Source organism: Rhizobium sp. Root274, assembly GCF_001429245.1.
In the GTDB taxonomy this organism is placed as follows: domain Bacteria; phylum Pseudomonadota; class Alphaproteobacteria; order Rhizobiales; family Rhizobiaceae; genus Allorhizobium.
The window spans coordinates 261,336-277,835 of sequence record NZ_LMJE01000008.1 but is presented as its reverse complement, the minus strand read 5'-3'; the positions used below and the strand labels follow the sequence as shown (position 1 = coordinate 277,835).

General features: G+C 61.3%; 6 protein-coding genes. 4 read left to right on the top strand and 2 right to left on the bottom strand.

The window, feature by feature from the left end; genetic code table 11:
* Positions 1–53 precede the first annotated feature (53 nt).
* Entirely contained in the window at positions 54–917 is an 864-nt protein-coding gene (locus ASE36_RS16475; protein ID WP_062282105.1) for a DMT family transporter, read from the top strand.
* Positions 918–924: 7 nt separating this feature from the next.
* Here ASE36_RS16475 and ASE36_RS16470 read toward each other — a convergent pair whose 3' ends face one another.
* Positions 925–2,088 carry a M20 aminoacylase family protein gene (locus tag ASE36_RS16470; RefSeq protein WP_062282102.1) on the bottom strand — a complete coding sequence of 388 codons (1,164 nt, stop codon included), beginning with the start codon at positions 2,086–2,088 and terminating at the stop codon, positions 925–927.
* Between the two features lie 142 nt (positions 2,089–2,230).
* Between ASE36_RS16470 and ASE36_RS16465 the strand changes: the two genes are divergently transcribed.
* From ASE36_RS16465 to ASE36_RS16455, 3 genes are all read left to right on the top strand, one after another.
* A complete protein-coding gene (locus ASE36_RS16465; protein WP_062282786.1) occupies positions 2,231–2,875 on the top strand; it encodes a TetR family transcriptional regulator C-terminal domain-containing protein in 645 nt (214 codons plus the stop codon).
* A gap of 11 nt (positions 2,876–2,886) precedes the next feature.
* Complete coding sequence (locus ASE36_RS16460; protein ID WP_062282099.1) at positions 2,887–4,059, top strand: pyridoxal phosphate-dependent aminotransferase; 1,173 nt, start codon at positions 2,887–2,889, stop codon at positions 4,057–4,059.
* A 287-nt stretch (positions 4,060–4,346) separates the two neighbouring features.
* Positions 4,347–12,842 (top strand): GH36-type glycosyl hydrolase domain-containing protein, encoded by an 8,496-nt coding sequence (locus ASE36_RS16455; RefSeq protein ID WP_062282096.1) that lies wholly within the window; start codon positions 4,347–4,349, stop codon positions 12,840–12,842.
* Between the two features lie 90 nt (positions 12,843–12,932).
* On the opposite strand, the gene pyc is transcribed toward ASE36_RS16455, so the two are convergent.
* A complete protein-coding gene (pyc, locus tag ASE36_RS16450) occupies positions 12,933–16,394 on the bottom strand; it encodes a pyruvate carboxylase (protein WP_062282093.1) in 3,462 nt (1,153 codons plus the stop codon).
* Between the last annotated feature and the right edge of the window lie 106 nt (positions 16,395–16,500).

The following is a 16,500-nucleotide window of genomic DNA, read 5'->3' as shown; positions in this document are numbered from 1 at the left end:
GCGTCGGCAACCAGACATGGTGGCCCACAGCCCACTCCTGAAAGTTCTTAGCCGTGAAGACCACCATCGGCGCTGGCATCGTCCTATCCAGCCTGGCCTATTTCCTGTTTGCCGTACATGACAGCATGATCAAGCTGCTCGTGGAAAGCACGACCGTCTGGCAGATTCTGTTCTGCCGCAGCATTGCCATCCTGACCGGATGCCTGATCATGGGCGGTCGCGGCCTTGTTCGCGAAACCATGACATCGCCCGTCCGGCGGCCGATGATGATCCGTAGCCTGTTCCTGCTCTCAGCCTGGCTGTGCTACTTTCATGCCGCAAAATTTCTGCCATTGGCCGACCTCACCACCCTCTACTTCGCCGCACCGATCGTCGCGGTCGTCCTGTCAATCCCGATGCTCGGCGAGCAGGTATCATTTGCGAGTTGGGCCGCCGTGGTCACCGGCTTCGTCGGCGTCATCGTCGCGAGTGACCCGACCGGCATCGCCGACGGCTGGCCGGTTTACCTGGCCATACTTGCCGCCTGTTGCTGGGCGATTGCCACCATTCTGCTGCGCCGGACATCGCAGGACGCAAGCAGCATGGTGCAGATGGCGATGACCAACGTCTTCTTCCTTGCGCTCACGGCACCGGTTGCGCTCTCCACCTGGACCATGCCGGCCGGAGGAGCGCAGATCCTCCTGATCGCGGTCGGCGTGATCGGCGGGGTAGGCCAGCTCGCCTATTTTGAAAGCATGCGCCGGGCGCCGATCTCGATCATCGCGCCCTTCGAATATACAGCGCTGATCTGGGCTTTCGCCCTCGGTTACGCGATCTGGGGTGACATTCCCGGCCGCAACGTGGTGGCTGGCGCCGTTCTGATTGCCAGTGCCGGCGTCATCATCCTGGTTGCCGAAAGGCGGCGGGCAATCGCCTAATGAGGCATCAGGCGGAGCGCAGATAACGCTCCGCCAGTTCCACCCAGAACGTCGTCCCGATGGGCAGCACATCGTCGTTGAAATCGTAACGCGGATGGTGAAGCGGCGGGTCGTTCTCCGTCCGCTTTGTGCCGAGGAAGAAATAGCTGCCCGGCCGCTCGGCGAGCATGTAACCGAAATCCTCGCTCCCCATCATCGGGCGCGGCAAGTCGAACACCTTCTCGGCGCCGGCAAAGCTTTTCGCCAGATCCCGAACGAAATCGGTCTCCGTCTTGTGATTGATCGTCGCGTTATAGCCGCGCTGGTAATCGATCGTGACTCCCATGCCGTAACTTGCCGCCTGACCTTCTGCCACCGCCCGGATGCGCTGTTCGAGCTGATCTCTCACTGCGGCATCAAAAGAGCGGATGGACAGAACCATCTCGGCGCGCTCGGGAATGACATTGCTGGCGGCGCCGGCATGGAACCCGCCGACTGTGATCACTGTCGGATCAAGGGGATGGATGTTGCGCGATACGATGGTCTGCAGGGCCATGATGATCGATGCGCCGCAGACGATCGGATCCGCCGTCGCCTGTGGCTCGGCGCCATGACCGCCACGCCCGTTGACGGTGATCTTGCACTCATCGACGGCCGCCATGATCGGCCCCTCGCGCACGGCAATATGACCGAATGCGATATCCGGATCGTTGTGAAGGCCGAACACCGCATCGCAGGGAAACCTGTCGAACAGCCCGTCCTCGATCATGATCCGCGCCCCGCCAAAATTTTCCTCGGCCGGTTGGAAGATGAGATGGATGGTGCCGTCGAAATTCCGGCGCTCGGCCAGAATCTGCGCGGCACCCAGCAACATGGCGGTATGCCCGTCATGGCCGCAGGCATGCATCACGCCGGGCACCTTGCTGGCATAGTCGAGCCCGGTTTCCTCGAGAATCGGTAGCGCATCGAAATCGGCGCGAATCCCCACGCTGCGCAGGCTCTTCCCATTGCGCAGTGTTGCGACAACACCCGTTCCGGCAAGCCCTCGTGTAACGTCATAGCCGAGCGACTGGAGACGTTCGGCGATATAGTCGGAGGTCTTGAATTCCGACAGGCCGATCTCGGGAAACTGGTGAAGGTGGCGCCGCGTTGCCAGAACATCCGCCATCACATTGGGAAACTGGATCGACATGAAGCACTCCTGGAACGGCCGCGACGACGGCAATCAAACGCGCAGGACTTTCGCACTTGCGACCTTGTTGTTCAACCGTATAAAAAGACACCTGGTCATAGGACGACAATTTGCCCTCAATTTCCGCCGTTGGGAGATGCCGATGACACGACGCACATTCCAGCGGGCCGGAGAGGCTGAACGCAGACAGGACCTGATCTCCGCGACGCTCGACAGCATTTCCGACCATGGCCTGGAGGGCGCGACCGTGCGCGATATCGCCGCGCGAGCCGGAGTGACCGGCGGCCTGATCCGCCACTATTTTGCCGGCAAGGACCAGATGGTTCAGGCGGCGTATCGCGAAATGCTGGCAAACATGACGCAGACGGCAGTCGATGCGATGACCTCGGCGGGCGAGGATGCGCACCAACGCCTGCACCGGTTCATCGTTGCCAATGTCAGCCCCCCGGTCGCCGACCCAAAGGCACTCTCGCTCTGGGCCGCCTTCATCGGGCGGGTGAGGTCGGACGAGGAACTGGCGCGCATTCATCGGGAAAATTACCTGCTCTTCCTGAAGATCCTGGAGGGTCTCGTTGCCTCCCTTCTCGCCAGCCACAGCCGCACGGCATCTCCCTCAGAATGCCGGCACCTTGCCATCGCCATCAACGGCCTGATCGATGGTCTATGGCTGGAAAACTCGCTGGCGAGCGACCTGTTCGACGAAGGCCGCCTGCCACAGATCGCACTTGATGCAGTAGAGGCACTATTGGGCGGTATTGCTCTCAGACCTGCTGCAGACACGCACTGAACGGAAATTCCATGAAATACGCAGCCATAACCAAACGCCTGGCCGGGCTCGGCTCCGGTAAGTGGGCTTTGCATATCGAGGGTCGACGCAAGGCGGCAGCGGGGATTCCGGTCATCGAACTGACCATCGGCGAGCCTGATCTTCCGCCGGACCCGGCGCTTCTGGCGGAATGCGCGCGCGCCATGCATGCCGGCCGCACCCGCTATTCCAACGGTCGTGGCGAACCTTCGGTGGTGGAAGCACTTGTCGAGAAATACGCAAAGCGCAGGCAGGGCATCACGGCGAGCAATATTCTGTGCTTTCCCGGCACGCAAAGCGCGCTCTTCGTGGTGATGATGGGGCTGCTCGACGCCGGCGACGAGGTGCTGGCAGGCGACCCCGCCTATGCGAGCTATGAAGGCGTCGCAGCCGCGACCGGAGCGCGTCTCATGCCCGTCCCGTTGCGAGCGGACAAGGGCTTTCACATGCAGGCTGCCGATCTCGAGGCAGCCATCACACCGAACAGCCGCGTAGTTCTCCTCAACACGCCGCACAATCCGACAGGCGCCGTGCTGTCAGCGGCGGAGATTGCTGACATCGGCGACGTCTGTCGACGCCACGATCTCTGGATCGTCTGCGATGAAGTCTACGAGGAATTGACCTTCGGTGACCGCTTCGCCTCGCCCTTCGACAATCCGGATCTTGCCGATCGGACCATCGTCGTGTCGTCGATTTCCAAGTCTCATGCCGCGCCCGGCTTCCGGAGCGGCTGGGCTGCAGGCCCTGCGGACTTTTTCGACCACCTGCTGCCGGTGTCTGAAACCATGCTTTTCGGCGTCCAGCCCTTCATCGCCGACATGACGGCCATGGCGCTGACTCAGCCGATTGAGACTTCGCGGATCATGCGCAGCAACTATCAGTCCCGCGCTGATCTCATGGTAGATCGCCTTTCGACCCATCCGGCCCTTCGTCCCCATCGTCCAGAGGGCGGCATGTTCATCGTACTCGACGTCTCAGGGACCGGTTTGAGCGGTCAAGACTTCGCAACGCGTCTCCTGGAGGAAGAAAACGTCTCCGTGATGCCGGGTTCGTCCTTTGGCGAAGGCGCCCGCGATCTCGTTCGCATCTCGTTGACCGTACCGGAAATACGCCTGGAGGAGGCAGCGCGAAGAATGATATGCTTGGCGAAGAGACTGGCTGAGTAAACCTTTTTCACAGCAGACTTGGATGGGGGAGGCATCCTTGTTGCGTTGAGAGGGAGCCGGCCGTGGGGGGCTTGGCCACCCGATTGAAATAAGGCATAAAAAGCCCGATCCAACGTCCGGGAACCCAAAGCAAGTCGATAGAGTTGAACCGCCAAAGGTTTCAGGCGCATTGTGGCGTTTTTCTGCCTCGATTGTCCTCCAAAAAGCCGGGCTTCGTGAACTGTTCCGACGACTGCGGTCTGCCCGGGCGATCCATCAACCATCTATGAACCGAGATTCAATCCTTCATGACGCTGCATGTCCCATCGCGCGACCTCGAAACCAAGCAGATCGACCACAATGATTCGATCAGATCTGCCTATTTCACCATCGAGGAATTGCAGGAGAGCGCGGCCTCTCTCGCGCTGAACGGTGCTGACGAGCTGCCGGGGCTGATCGATTTCGACTTCTTCGCCCGCCACAAGGAAAACGAACGGGAAATCCTGCGCGTTTACCGGGCAACGGCGGCTGATGTCGAGGCAGGCGCGACTATCACGCCAGCAGCCGAGTGGCTGCTCGACAACCACTACGTCATTGAAGAAGCCATTCAGGAAGTCCGCCGCGACTTCCCGAAGAAATTCTACCGGCAGCTGCCGACCATGAAGGTCGGCTCTCGAGAAATTCCGCGCACGATGGCCATGGCCTGGCTCTATGTCGCCCACACGCATTCGACCGTCAGCCAGGAAAGCATGACGGCGCTGGTCAACGGCTATCAGCGGCATCAGACGCTGGAGATCGGCGAACTCTGGGCCTTGCCCTCGATTGTGCGTTTCGTGCTTGTCGAAAATCTGCGGCGGATCGCGACCCGCGTTGATCGGTCGCGTCGCATGCGCGGCAAGGCCAATGAGGTAGCCGACGAGATCATTCGCCTGAATGACCCCATGGCCGCGGCCGCCTATCTGCGCCAGATCGAGCCACTGGCCGACGATAACACCTTCGCAACTCAGTTCCTCTACCGTCTGCGCAACGGCTCGCAGAACACCAGCTTTGCCGTCGAGTGGCTGGAGGGCCGCCTGGAAGCGGCTGGCCGTACCGCTCAGGAAGCGATGGACGCGGAGCACAACCGACTGTCCTCGGGCAATGTCACGATGGGCAATATCGTGCGCGGCCTGCGCGAGATCGATGACAAGGAATGGTCGGTCTGGGTGGAGGAGGTCAGCCAGGTCGACCACATCCTCGGCCAGCACACCGACTACCGCGAACTCGATTTCGGATCGCGCAACGCCTATCGCAACACGATCGAGAAGCTGGCACGCCGCTCGGACCTGAGCGAGATCGAGATCGCCCAGACAGCAATCGATCTGGCAACAGCGAGTGCAGAGCCAAGCGGCAGGCTCGACGTCGGAAGCTATCTTGTTGGTTCCCGCCGGACCGAACTTGAGGCGGCCATCGGCTACAGCGAACCGCTATCCCGCGTCCTGACGAGAGCGATCAAGAAGCTGAACTGGCTCTCTATCGCCGCACCCGTCATCGGGTTGACCATCGCGGCACTGGCAATCATCGGGCATTACCTGGGTCAGGCCGGAGTATCGACGCCGCTGGTCTTTGTGCTTCTAGTGATGGTGTCGCTGCCCGTCTCAGAGGGCGCGACCGGACTGTTCAACACCCTGATCACATTCTTCATGAAGCCGACGCGGCTGACGGGCTACGAGTTCAAGCAGGGCATTCCGGAGGACGCACGCACGCTGGTCGTCGTCCCCTGCATGATATCCAAGCGTGACGATGTCGACGAGCTGATCCGCAATGTCGAGGTTCACCACCTGACCAATCCGCATGGCGAGATCTACTTCGCCCTGCTTAGCGACTGGAAGGATAGCCAGGTCGAAGAGACGGCAGCGGACCTCGAAGTTCTCGACTACGCGAAACGCGAAGTCGCCCAGCTGAACAGCCGCTATGACCAGGACGGCAAGACCCGTTTCTACCTCCTTCACCGCCGCCGCCTTTACAATCCGGCCGAGGGCTGCTGGATGGGCTGGGAGCGCAAGCGCGGCAAACTGCACGAGCTGAACCTCCTGCTGCGCGGCGACCGCGATACCTCTTATCTGACCGGTGCCAACATGGTGCCGGAAAACGTCCGCTACGTCATGACGCTGGACGCCGACACGCGCCTCATGCGCGACGCCGTGACCAAGCTGGTCGGCAAGATGCATCATCCGATCAACCGCCCGGTCATCGATCCGAAGAGCGGACGAGTCGGAAGCGGTTATGGCGTTCTCCAGCCACGTGTCACACCGTCATTGACCACCGGCAAGGACGCTTCGGTTTTCCAGCGCATCTTCTCGATGAACCGCGGCCTGGACCCGTATGTCTTCACCGTGTCGGACGTCTACCAGGACATCACCGACGAAGGGACGTTCACGGGCAAGGGCCTCTACGACATCGACGCCTTCGAGACCGCCATCAAGGGCCGGATTGATGAGAACTCGGTTCTCAGTCACGACCTTCTCGAAGGCTCCTTCGCCCGCTGCGCACTGGTAACCGACGTCGAACTGGTCGAAGACTTCCCGACACGCTACGAAGTCGAAAGCTCGCGCCAGCATCGCTGGGCGCGCGGTGACTGGCAGCTCCTTCCCTATATTGGCGACCCGAACCGCGGCATCACAGCGCTCGGCCGCTGGAAAATGATCGACAACCTGCGCCGTTCGCTGACACCGATCGCCTGGTTCATGGCCTCCGTCCTCGGTTGGGCGACCATGGAACCCGTCGGTGCCACCATCTGGCAATTGCTGCTGATCTTCAGCCTCTTTGTCGCTCCAACATTGTCGCTTCTATCCGGCATCGTGCCACGACAGACCGACATCGTGCCGGCCGCCCATTTCCAGACACTGTGGTCGGAAGTCCGGTCCATCAACGCCCAGGTGGCTCTGCGCATCGTCTTCATAGCCGACAATGCTTGCATGATGGCCGATGCGATCGCGCGCTCCCTGTATCGTATGCTGGTCAGCCGCAAGCTCCTGCTGGAATGGCGCACCGCCGCCAGCGTCCAGTCCGCAGCTCAGGGCTCGATCACGTCCTATTATCAGAACATGCGTCATGCCCCGATCCTTGCCATTCTCTCGGTTGGGGTTGCCGCCCTTCCCGGCGGATACGGTTATCTGATCGGCCTGCCCTTTGCGGTTCTCTGGGTCCTGTCTCCCCTGGTCGCCTGGTATGTCAGCCAGTCGGCAGAAACCGAAGACAGCCTCGAGGTTCCGGATCATGTCTCTGCCGAGCTGCGCAAGATCGCGCGGCGCACCTGGCGCTATTTCGAAACCTTCACCACAGCCGGCGACAACTACCTGCCGCCGGACAATTTCCAGGAAACGCCGGAACCGCTCGTCGCCCATCGCACCTCGCCGACCAACATCGGCGTCTACCTGCTCTCCGTTGTCTCCGCCCGTCACTTCGGCTGGCTGAGCTTCGAGCAGACCATCGAGCGCATGGAGCAGACGATCTCCACCATCGACCGGATGGAGAAGTATCGCGGGCACCTATACAACTGGTACTACACGGATACGCTTAAGCCGCTTGGCCCCCGCTACATCTCGGCAGTCGACAGCGGCAACCTCGCGGGCCATCTGATCGCAATTGCGTCTGCTTGCCGCGAATGGGCAGAAGCCCCCTCCGCTCATCTCCAGGGCAATATCGACGGCATCGGCGATGTCGGCGGCATCCTCCTGGAAATGCTGGAAAAACTGCCGGATGATCGCAAGACCGTGCGTCCGCTGCGTCGCCGCCTGGAAGAACGCATCATCGGCTTCAACACGGCGCTGGCCGCCGTCAAGCGCGAGCACGAATTCGCGTCGATCCGCATCATCAATCTCGCAGTCCTTGCCCGCGATGTTCAGAAGCTGGCAGCGAACCTGCATCACGAGCTTCGCGCCGATTCCAGTGCAGAAGTCGTGCGCTGGACGGAATCACTCGTCTCAGTGTGCGAAGCACATATCGCAGACACCACCTTCGACCTGTCGAACATCGACCCGCTGCGTCAGCGTCTAAGCCAGCTCTCGGAAAAGGCGCGCGGCATCGCCTTCTCGATGGACTTCACCTTCCTATTCCGCCCCGAACGCCGCCTGCTTTCGATCGGCTACCGTGTCGACGGCCGCGAATTGGACGAAGCCTGCTACGACCTTCTCGCCTCCGAATGCCGTCTGACCAGCCTCTTTGCCATCGCCAAGGGGGATCTCCCAACCGAGCACTGGTATCGCCTCGGCCGTCAGGTGGTTCCCATCGGCGCGCGCGCAGCCCTGATCTCGTGGTCAGGCTCGATGTTCGAATATCTCATGCCGCCGCTCGTCATGCAGGAGCGCCAGGGTGGCGTTCTGAACCAGACCAATAATCTGGTTGTCATTGAGCAGATGAACCACGGCCGTCGTCTGAACATACCCTGGGGCATCTCGGAAGCGGCGTTCAACGCCCGCGACCATGACATGAACTACCAGTACACCAACTTCGGGGTCCCGACGCTGGGCCTCAAGCGTGGTCTTGGCCAGAACGCCGTCATCGCGCCCTACGCCTCGATCCTGGCCAGCCAGTATTATCCGGAAGCGTCGCTCGAAAACCTGCAGCGTCTGCGCAAGCTCGGCGCGCTCGGTGCCTACGGCTTCCATGATGCCGTCGACTTCACGCCGACCCGCCTGCCTGACGGCAAGAAATGTGCGGTCGTCTACAACTACTATGCACACCACCATGGCATGTCGATCGCAGCCATTGCCAACGTCGCCTTTAACGGACGCCTGCGCGCTCTCTTCCACGCCGATCCGGTGATTGAGGCTGCCGAACTGCTGCTGCAGGAAAAGGCCCCGCGCGAGATCCCCGTGATGAGCGCGAAATACGAACCGCAAACGCCGGGCAAGGGCCAGGCCGACCTGCTGCGCGCCGAAATCCGCACCATTACCGATCCGGCCACCAAGGACCGCGAACTCGTCTTCCTGTCGAACGGCCACTACTCGGTCATGCTGACGGCGACGGGCTCCGGTTTCTCCCGCTGGAACGGCCAGTCGGTCTCCCGCTGGAAGCCCGACCCGACCGAAGATCGTTGGGGCACTTTCCTCTTCCTCCGCGACATGGCGAGCAATCAGTGGTGGTCGGCAACGGCTGCCCCGCGCCGTGCCGAGGACGAGAAGAGCAAGGTCATCTTCGGTGACGACAAGGCCGAGTTTTTCAAGACCGTCGGCGACATCGCAACGACCCTGGAATGCATCGTCGGTACCGAACATGATGCCGAAGGGCGACGGCTTACCATCCTGAACACCGGCACCGAGGATCGCTTCATCGAAGTGACCTCCTATCTTGAGCCGGTGCTGGCCTATGACGACACGGATAGTGCCCATCCGCTGTTTTCGCGCATGTTCGTCAAGACCGAATTCGGTCGTCGCCGCGATGTCATCCGCGCCGAGCGCAACAAGCGCAGCCCGGGTGACCCCGACATGTGTGTCGCCCATCTGGTCGTCGATAGTGCCGGTCAGGGCCGGCCGACCGAATTCGAAACGGATCGCCGCCGTTTCCTCGGCCGTGGCCGCACCCTCGGCGAGGCTGCTGCCTTCGACCCGGGCGCCACGCTCTCCGGATCGGAAGGCTTCACCCTCGACCCGATCCTCAGTCTGCGTCGCGTCGTGCGTGTACCGGCAGGCAAGAAGGTCTCGGTCATTTTCTGGACGATGGCAGCACCGAATCGCGAGGAAATCGACAAGGCGATCGAGCGTTACCGTCACCCGGATGCCTTCAGTCATGAGCTCATTCATGCCTGGACCCGCACCCAGGTCGAACTGCGCCACATCGGGATTACTTCGCAGCAGGCTGCTGCCTTCCAGCATCTTGGCCGTTATCTGGTCTATCCGGATACCCATCTGCGGGCCGATCCAGAAACCGTTCGCAAGGGTCTGAAGTCCCAGTCGGCTCTGTGGCCCATGGCGATTTCGGGCGACCACCCGATCTTTGCACTGCGCATCAACGATGACATGGACATGGACATCGCCCGCGAAGCGATGAGCGCGCTCGAATATCTGCGCCGTCGCGGCGTGGTCGCCGATCTCGCAATCATCAACGAGCGTGCCACCTCCTATGCGCAGGACATGCAGCATGCGCTCGATCATCTGGCCGAGAACCTGAAGCATCGCCTGCCGCCAGGCCGCCCGCATGTCTTCACCGTGCGCGATGACCTGATGGACGAAGGTGCAACCCTCTCGCTGCTGGCCGCAGCACGGGTCGTCCTGCATACCCGTAACGGCAAGATCGTCGATCAGATCAATCGCGCCGTCTCGCTCTTTGCGGCACCGCGCGCCGTTGATAGCGATGGCGACTGGGCAGGCCTGCCGCCTGCCCTGCCCGCCCCAGCTGCACAGCCTGCCGTCATCGACGGCAGCGACCTCGACTTCTGGAACGGCATCGGGGGGTTCTCGAAAGACGGCAGCGAATATGTCGTTCGCCTGTCCGGCACGGCTGCAACACCGCAGCCCTGGATCAATGTGATTACCAACGAACAGTTCGGTTTCCACGTCTCTGCCGAAGGGGCAGGTTTCACCTGGAGCCAGAATTCGCGCGACTACCAGCTGACCCCCTGGACGAATGATCCTGTGGTCAATCGTCCCGGCGAAGCCTTCTATGTGACCGATCTCGATAACGGCCGCTCCTACGCGACCGTGAGCGCCCTCAACGCCGATCCGGCGGCACGGTTCGAAACTCGCCATGGCCTGGGTTATTCGACCTTCGCCAGCAGTCACGACGATCTCGAAATCGAGATGACCCAGACGGTGGATCGCAACCGGCCGGTCAAGCTTGCGAAGATCCGGTTAAAGAACGCCAGCGACGCTGCCAGAACCTTCCGGGTCTATGGCTATGCCGAATGGGTTCTCGGCAACAACGCAGCGCGAACGGCGCCCTTTGTGCTCTCGTCCTATGACGCGGAAACCGGGGCGCTGCTTGCGTCCAATCCTTATGAGATCAACTATCCCGGTCGCTTTGCCTTCCTCGCCGGCCCTGATCAGCCTATGGGTTACACGACCAGCCGCCGGGAGTTCATCGGCCGCAACGGTTCGATCAAGCTGCCGCAGGCGGTCGCGCGCCTCTCGAAACTGTCCGACACGATCGACAGCGAAAGCGACCCGTGTGCAGCGCTTGCCTTTGACATCGAACTGGCGCCCGGCCAGTCCCGCGAACTGACCTTCTTCCTCGGCGAGACCGAAACGATGGAAGGCGCGGTCGAACTGCTCAAATCGATCCGCACGACGGGCTTCAAGACCGTCCTAGACGAAACCCGCAGCTTCTGGAGCGGTGTCGCCAGCCAAGTGGAGGTCAAGACCGGTGACAAGAGCTTCGACCATCTGGTCAACGGCTGGCTTCCCTATCAGGCACTCGCCTGCCGCATCTTCGCCCGTGCCGGCTTCTATCAGGCAAGCGGCGCCTATGGCTTCCGGGACCAGTTGCAGGATACGCTGGCCTTCCTGCTCACGGATCCGAAGCTTGCCCGCCGACAGATCCTGAACGCCGCCTCCCGGCAATTCCCGGAAGGCGACGTGCAGCATTGGTGGCTGCCGCGCACTGGCGCCGGTGTCCGCACGATGATCTCCGACGACGTGGTGTGGCTTGCCTATGCCATTGACCAGTATGTCGCGGCGACCGGCGACGAGACCATCCTCGACGAGGAACTGGCCTTCATTGAGGGAGCAACTCTCGAAGCGGGTCAGCATGATTCCTTCTTCCAGCCAGGCACGTCCGAGACCAAGGCGAGCCTCTACGAGCATGCCGCAAGGGCACTCGATCTTGCGATCGCACGCACGGGCCAACATGACTTGCCGCTGATCCTCGGCGGCGACTGGAACGATGGGATGAACCGCGTGGGCATTGAAGGGAAGGGCGAGAGCGTGTGGCTCGGCTGGTTCCTCGCCAGCACGCTCACCAACTTCCTGCCCTATGCCGAAAGACGTCGCGACAAGGACCGTCGCCAGCGCTGGGCAACTCATGTTGAGGCCCTGAAGGGCGCGCTCGAAAGTGCGGGCTGGGACGGCAAGCACTACCGCCGTGGTTATTTCGACAACGGCGCCCCGCTCGGCTCGAACGAATCGCTGCAGTGCCAGATTGATTCGCTCGCGCAGTCCTGGAGCGTTTTGTCAGGTCTCGGCGACCATGAACACGCCGTGAAAGCCCTGGACGAAGCCGTGGCTCGGCTGGTGGATGAGGAAAATGGGATCGTCCGCCTCTTCACCCCGCCCTTTGAGAAGTCCACTCTCGATCCGGGTTACATCGGCGCTTATCCGCCGGCCGTACGCGAAAACGGGGGCCAATATACCCATGCTGCGATCTGGCTCGGCCTGTCACTGCTGAAGGCAGGACGGATTGCCGATGCCTGGCGCGTGTTCAACCTGCTGAACCCGATCAACCACGCGCTGGATGCAGATGCGGCAGAACGTTACCGGGTCGAGCCCTATGTCGTTGCCGCTGACATCTACGGCGGCGAGGGTTACGCCGGCCGCGGCGGCTGGACCTGGTATACGGGCTCTGCCGGCTGGCTCTACCGCTTCGCCGTGGAAGGCATCCTTGGGATCACCCGCAAGGGCGGTGCCATCCATGTACAGCCGTCCCTGCCCGACCAGTGGCAGGGGTATCGGTCGAAGATCGCCTTCGATGGCCGTCAGGTAGAGGTCGACGTCAAGCGGACGGCGAGTGGCTACGACATCACCATTGATGGTGAGCCGCAGCCGACAGAACCGGTTGCCGCAACGCCTGCAAAACCCAAAAAGGCCACGCGTCGCCCAAAGGCGACGTAAAGTCGACCATGGGACGGAAAAGAGAAGGCCTCGCCGGGATCATCCGGCGAGGCCTTTTTGTATTCGATGTGGGTCACTGACCCAGTGTTATCAGGCCGAATAGACGATCAGCAGATCCTTCGCGTCGATCTGGTCGCCGATCTTGACCAGAACTTCCGAAATGGTCCCGTCACGATCGGCATGCAGCGCCGTTTCCATCTTCATCGCTTCGATCGACACCAGGACATCCCCGGACTTCACTGCCTGGCCTACGGCAACAGAAACGGCCGAAATCACGCCCGGCATCGGAGCACCCAGATGGGCGGCATTGGCGAGATCGGCCTTTCGGCGCACTGCACTGCCCGAAGCTCCATGGATGCGATCCGGCACCTTGATGCGGCGCGGCTGGCCGTTCAATTCGAAGAACACGGTGACCATGCCCTTGTCGTCCGTATGGCCGATCGCCTGGTTCACGATGACGAGCGTCTTGCCCTTTTCCAGATCGAGGAACAGTTCCTCGCCAGCCGGCAGTCCGTAGAAATACTGCGGCGTCGGAATGACCGAGACCGGACCATAGGTGTCGGCCGCGATGGCGTAGTCGGTGAAGACCTTCGGATACATGAGATAGGAGGCGAACTCGAAGTCGGAGACCTCACGCCCGATCTTCTCCTCGATCGCCTTCCGCTCGGCATCGAGATCGGCATCCGGCAGAAGCGAACCCGGCACGGCGGTATAGGGCGCCTCCCCTTTCAGCGCCTTCTTCTGCAGTGCCTCGGGCCAGCCACCCGGCGGCTGACCAAGGTCGCCCTTGAGCATCGACACGACGGAATCGGGGAATGCGATGTCCTTGGACGGATTTTCCACATCGGCCACGGACAGGTCCTGGCTGACCATCATCAGGGCCATGTCGCCAACGACCTTCGACGAAGGCGTTACCTTGACGATATCGCCGAACATCTGGTTGGCATCGGCATAGGCCTGTGCCACCTCATGCCAGCGGGTTTCCAATCCAAGAGAACGAGCCTGTTCCTTGAGATTGGTGAACTGGCCACCCGGCATTTCATGCAGGTAGACTTCGGACGCCGGCCCCTTCAGATCGCTCTCGAAAGCCGCATACTGGGTGCGAACGGCTTCCCAGTAGAACGACAGGCGACGGATCCAGTGCGGGTCGAGGCCGGGATCGCGCTCAGAGCCGCGCAAGGCCTCCACGATCGAGCCGAGGCAGGGCTGCGACGTGTTTCCGGAGAACGCGTCCATGGCCGCATCGACGGCATCGACGCCGGCGTCGACAGCCGCAAGCACGGTGGCCGCCGCGATGCCGGAGGTATCATGCGTATGGAAGTGGATCGGCAGGCTGGTCGCTTCCCGCAACGCCTTGAACAGCACCTTGGCAGCGGCGGGCTTCAAAAGACCGGCCATATCCTTGACGGCGATGATGTGCGCGCCGGCCTTTTCCAGGTCGGCGGCCAGTGCGGTGTAGTATTTCAGGTCATACTTCGGACGTGCCGAATTGAGTAGGTCGCCCGTATAGCAGATTGCCGCCTCGCAGAGCTTGTTCTCTTCGGCGACCGCATCCATCGAGACGCGCATGTTGTCGACCCAGTTCAGGCAGTCGAAGACGCGGAACAGGTCGATGCCGCCCTTCGCCGCCTGGCGGACGAAGTACTTCACGACATTGTCGGGATAATTTTTGTAACCAACGCCGTTCGCACCGCGCAGCAGCATCTGGAGAAGCAAGTTCGGCGCGCTTTCACGCACCAGGGCCAGGCGTTCCCAGGGATCTTCCGTCAGGAAGCGCATGGACACGTCGAAGGTGGCCCCGCCCCAGCATTCCAGCGACAACAGCTCCGGCAGTGCGCGGGCATAGGTGCCAGCAATCTGCGCGATGTCGTGGGTGCGCATGCGGGTCGCCAGCAGCGACTGGTGACCGTCACGCATCGTGGTATCGGTCATCAACACGCGCGTCTGGCTGCGCATCCACTCGCCAAACTTCTTCGGACCCAGTTCATCCAGCAACTGCTTGGTGCCCGACGGGATCTGCTTGTCGATGAATGGAATGACGGGTTTTGCCGCATCCTCCGGCGGCTTCGGACGTCCCTTCACCTCAGGATGGCCGTTGACGGTCACATCGGCGAGATAGGTCAGAAGCTTGGTCGCACGGTCCTGCCGCTTGACCTGCTGGAACAGTTCCGGCGTCGTGTCGATGAAGCGCGTCGTGTAGGAATTATCCCGGAAGCTCGGGTGACCGATGATCGCCTCGAGGAAGGTCAGGTTGGTCGCGACACCACGGATGCGAAACTCGCGCAATGCGCGATCCATGCGGCTGATCGCCTCCTGCGGCGTGCTGCCGGAAGCTGTGACCTTGACCAGAAGCGGATCGTAATAGCGCGTGATGATCGCGCCGGAATAGGCGGTGCCGCCATCGAGACGGATGCCGAAACCGGCGGCCGAACGATAGGCAGTGATGCGACCGTAGTCCGGAATGAAGTTCTGCTCGGGATCTTCGGTCGTGATACGGCACTGAAGTGCATGCCCGTTGAGGCGGATATCCGCCTGCTTCGGCACACCCGATTCAGGCGTCCCAATCGCAAAACCATCAAGGATGTGAATCTGCGCCTTGACGATATCGATGCCGGTAACGACTTCGGTGACCGTGTGTTCAACCTGGATGCGCGGATTGACCTCGATGAAATAGAATTTGCCGGTATCGGCGTCCATCAGGTATTCGACAGTGCCGGCGCCGACATAATTGGTGGCCTTGGCAATCCTCAGCGAATAGTCTGCCAATTCCTGGCGCTGCGCCTCGGAGAGATACGGCGCCGGTGCACGCTCGACCACCTTCTGGTTTCGCCGCTGGATCGAGCAGTCACGCTCGAAAAGGTGCACCGCATTGCCGTGCGTGTCGCCCAGAATCTGACTTTCAACGTGTCGAGCGCGCTCGACCAGCTTCTCCAGATAGACTTCATCCTTGCCAAAGGCGGCCATCGCCTCACGCTTGCCTTCCGTCACCTCACGCAGCAAGTCCTTGGGATCGCGAATGGCACGCATGCCGCGCCCGCCACCGCCCCAGGATGCCTTGAGCATGACCGGGTAGCCGATCTCTTCCGCCAGCCGATGGGTCTCGGCCTCGTCATCGGGCAGGGGATTGGTCGCAGGCACGACCGGAACACCAACGCTAATGGCAAGGTTACGCGCCGCAACCTTGTTGCCGAGCTGCCGCATGGTTTCGGCCCGCGGGCCGATGAAAATGATACCTGCATCGTTGCAGGCTTCTACAAATTCCGGACTTTCCGACAGGAGACCATAGCCAGGATGAATGGCATCCGCTCCGGAGAGCTTGGCAACCCGAATGATTTCCTCGATCGACAGATAGCTCTCGATCGGCCCCAGATCCCGCGCCAGATGCGGTCCCCGACCGACCTGATAGCTTTCGTCCGCCTTGAACCGATGAAGCGCGAGTTTGTCTTCTTCGGCCCAGATGGCGACCGTTTTCAGGCCCAGTTCATTGGCAGCCCGAAAGACTCGAATGGCGATTTCGGAACGGTTGGCGACAAGGATCTTGGATATTGGCAATTCGATCTCCCCAAACGATATGCCAGGGCATTGTGCACCTGCGAAGAAAAGTCATAGCGCGTTGTTTTAGGAAGTTCAATTTGCCTTGATCGAAGCCAAGAAAAAT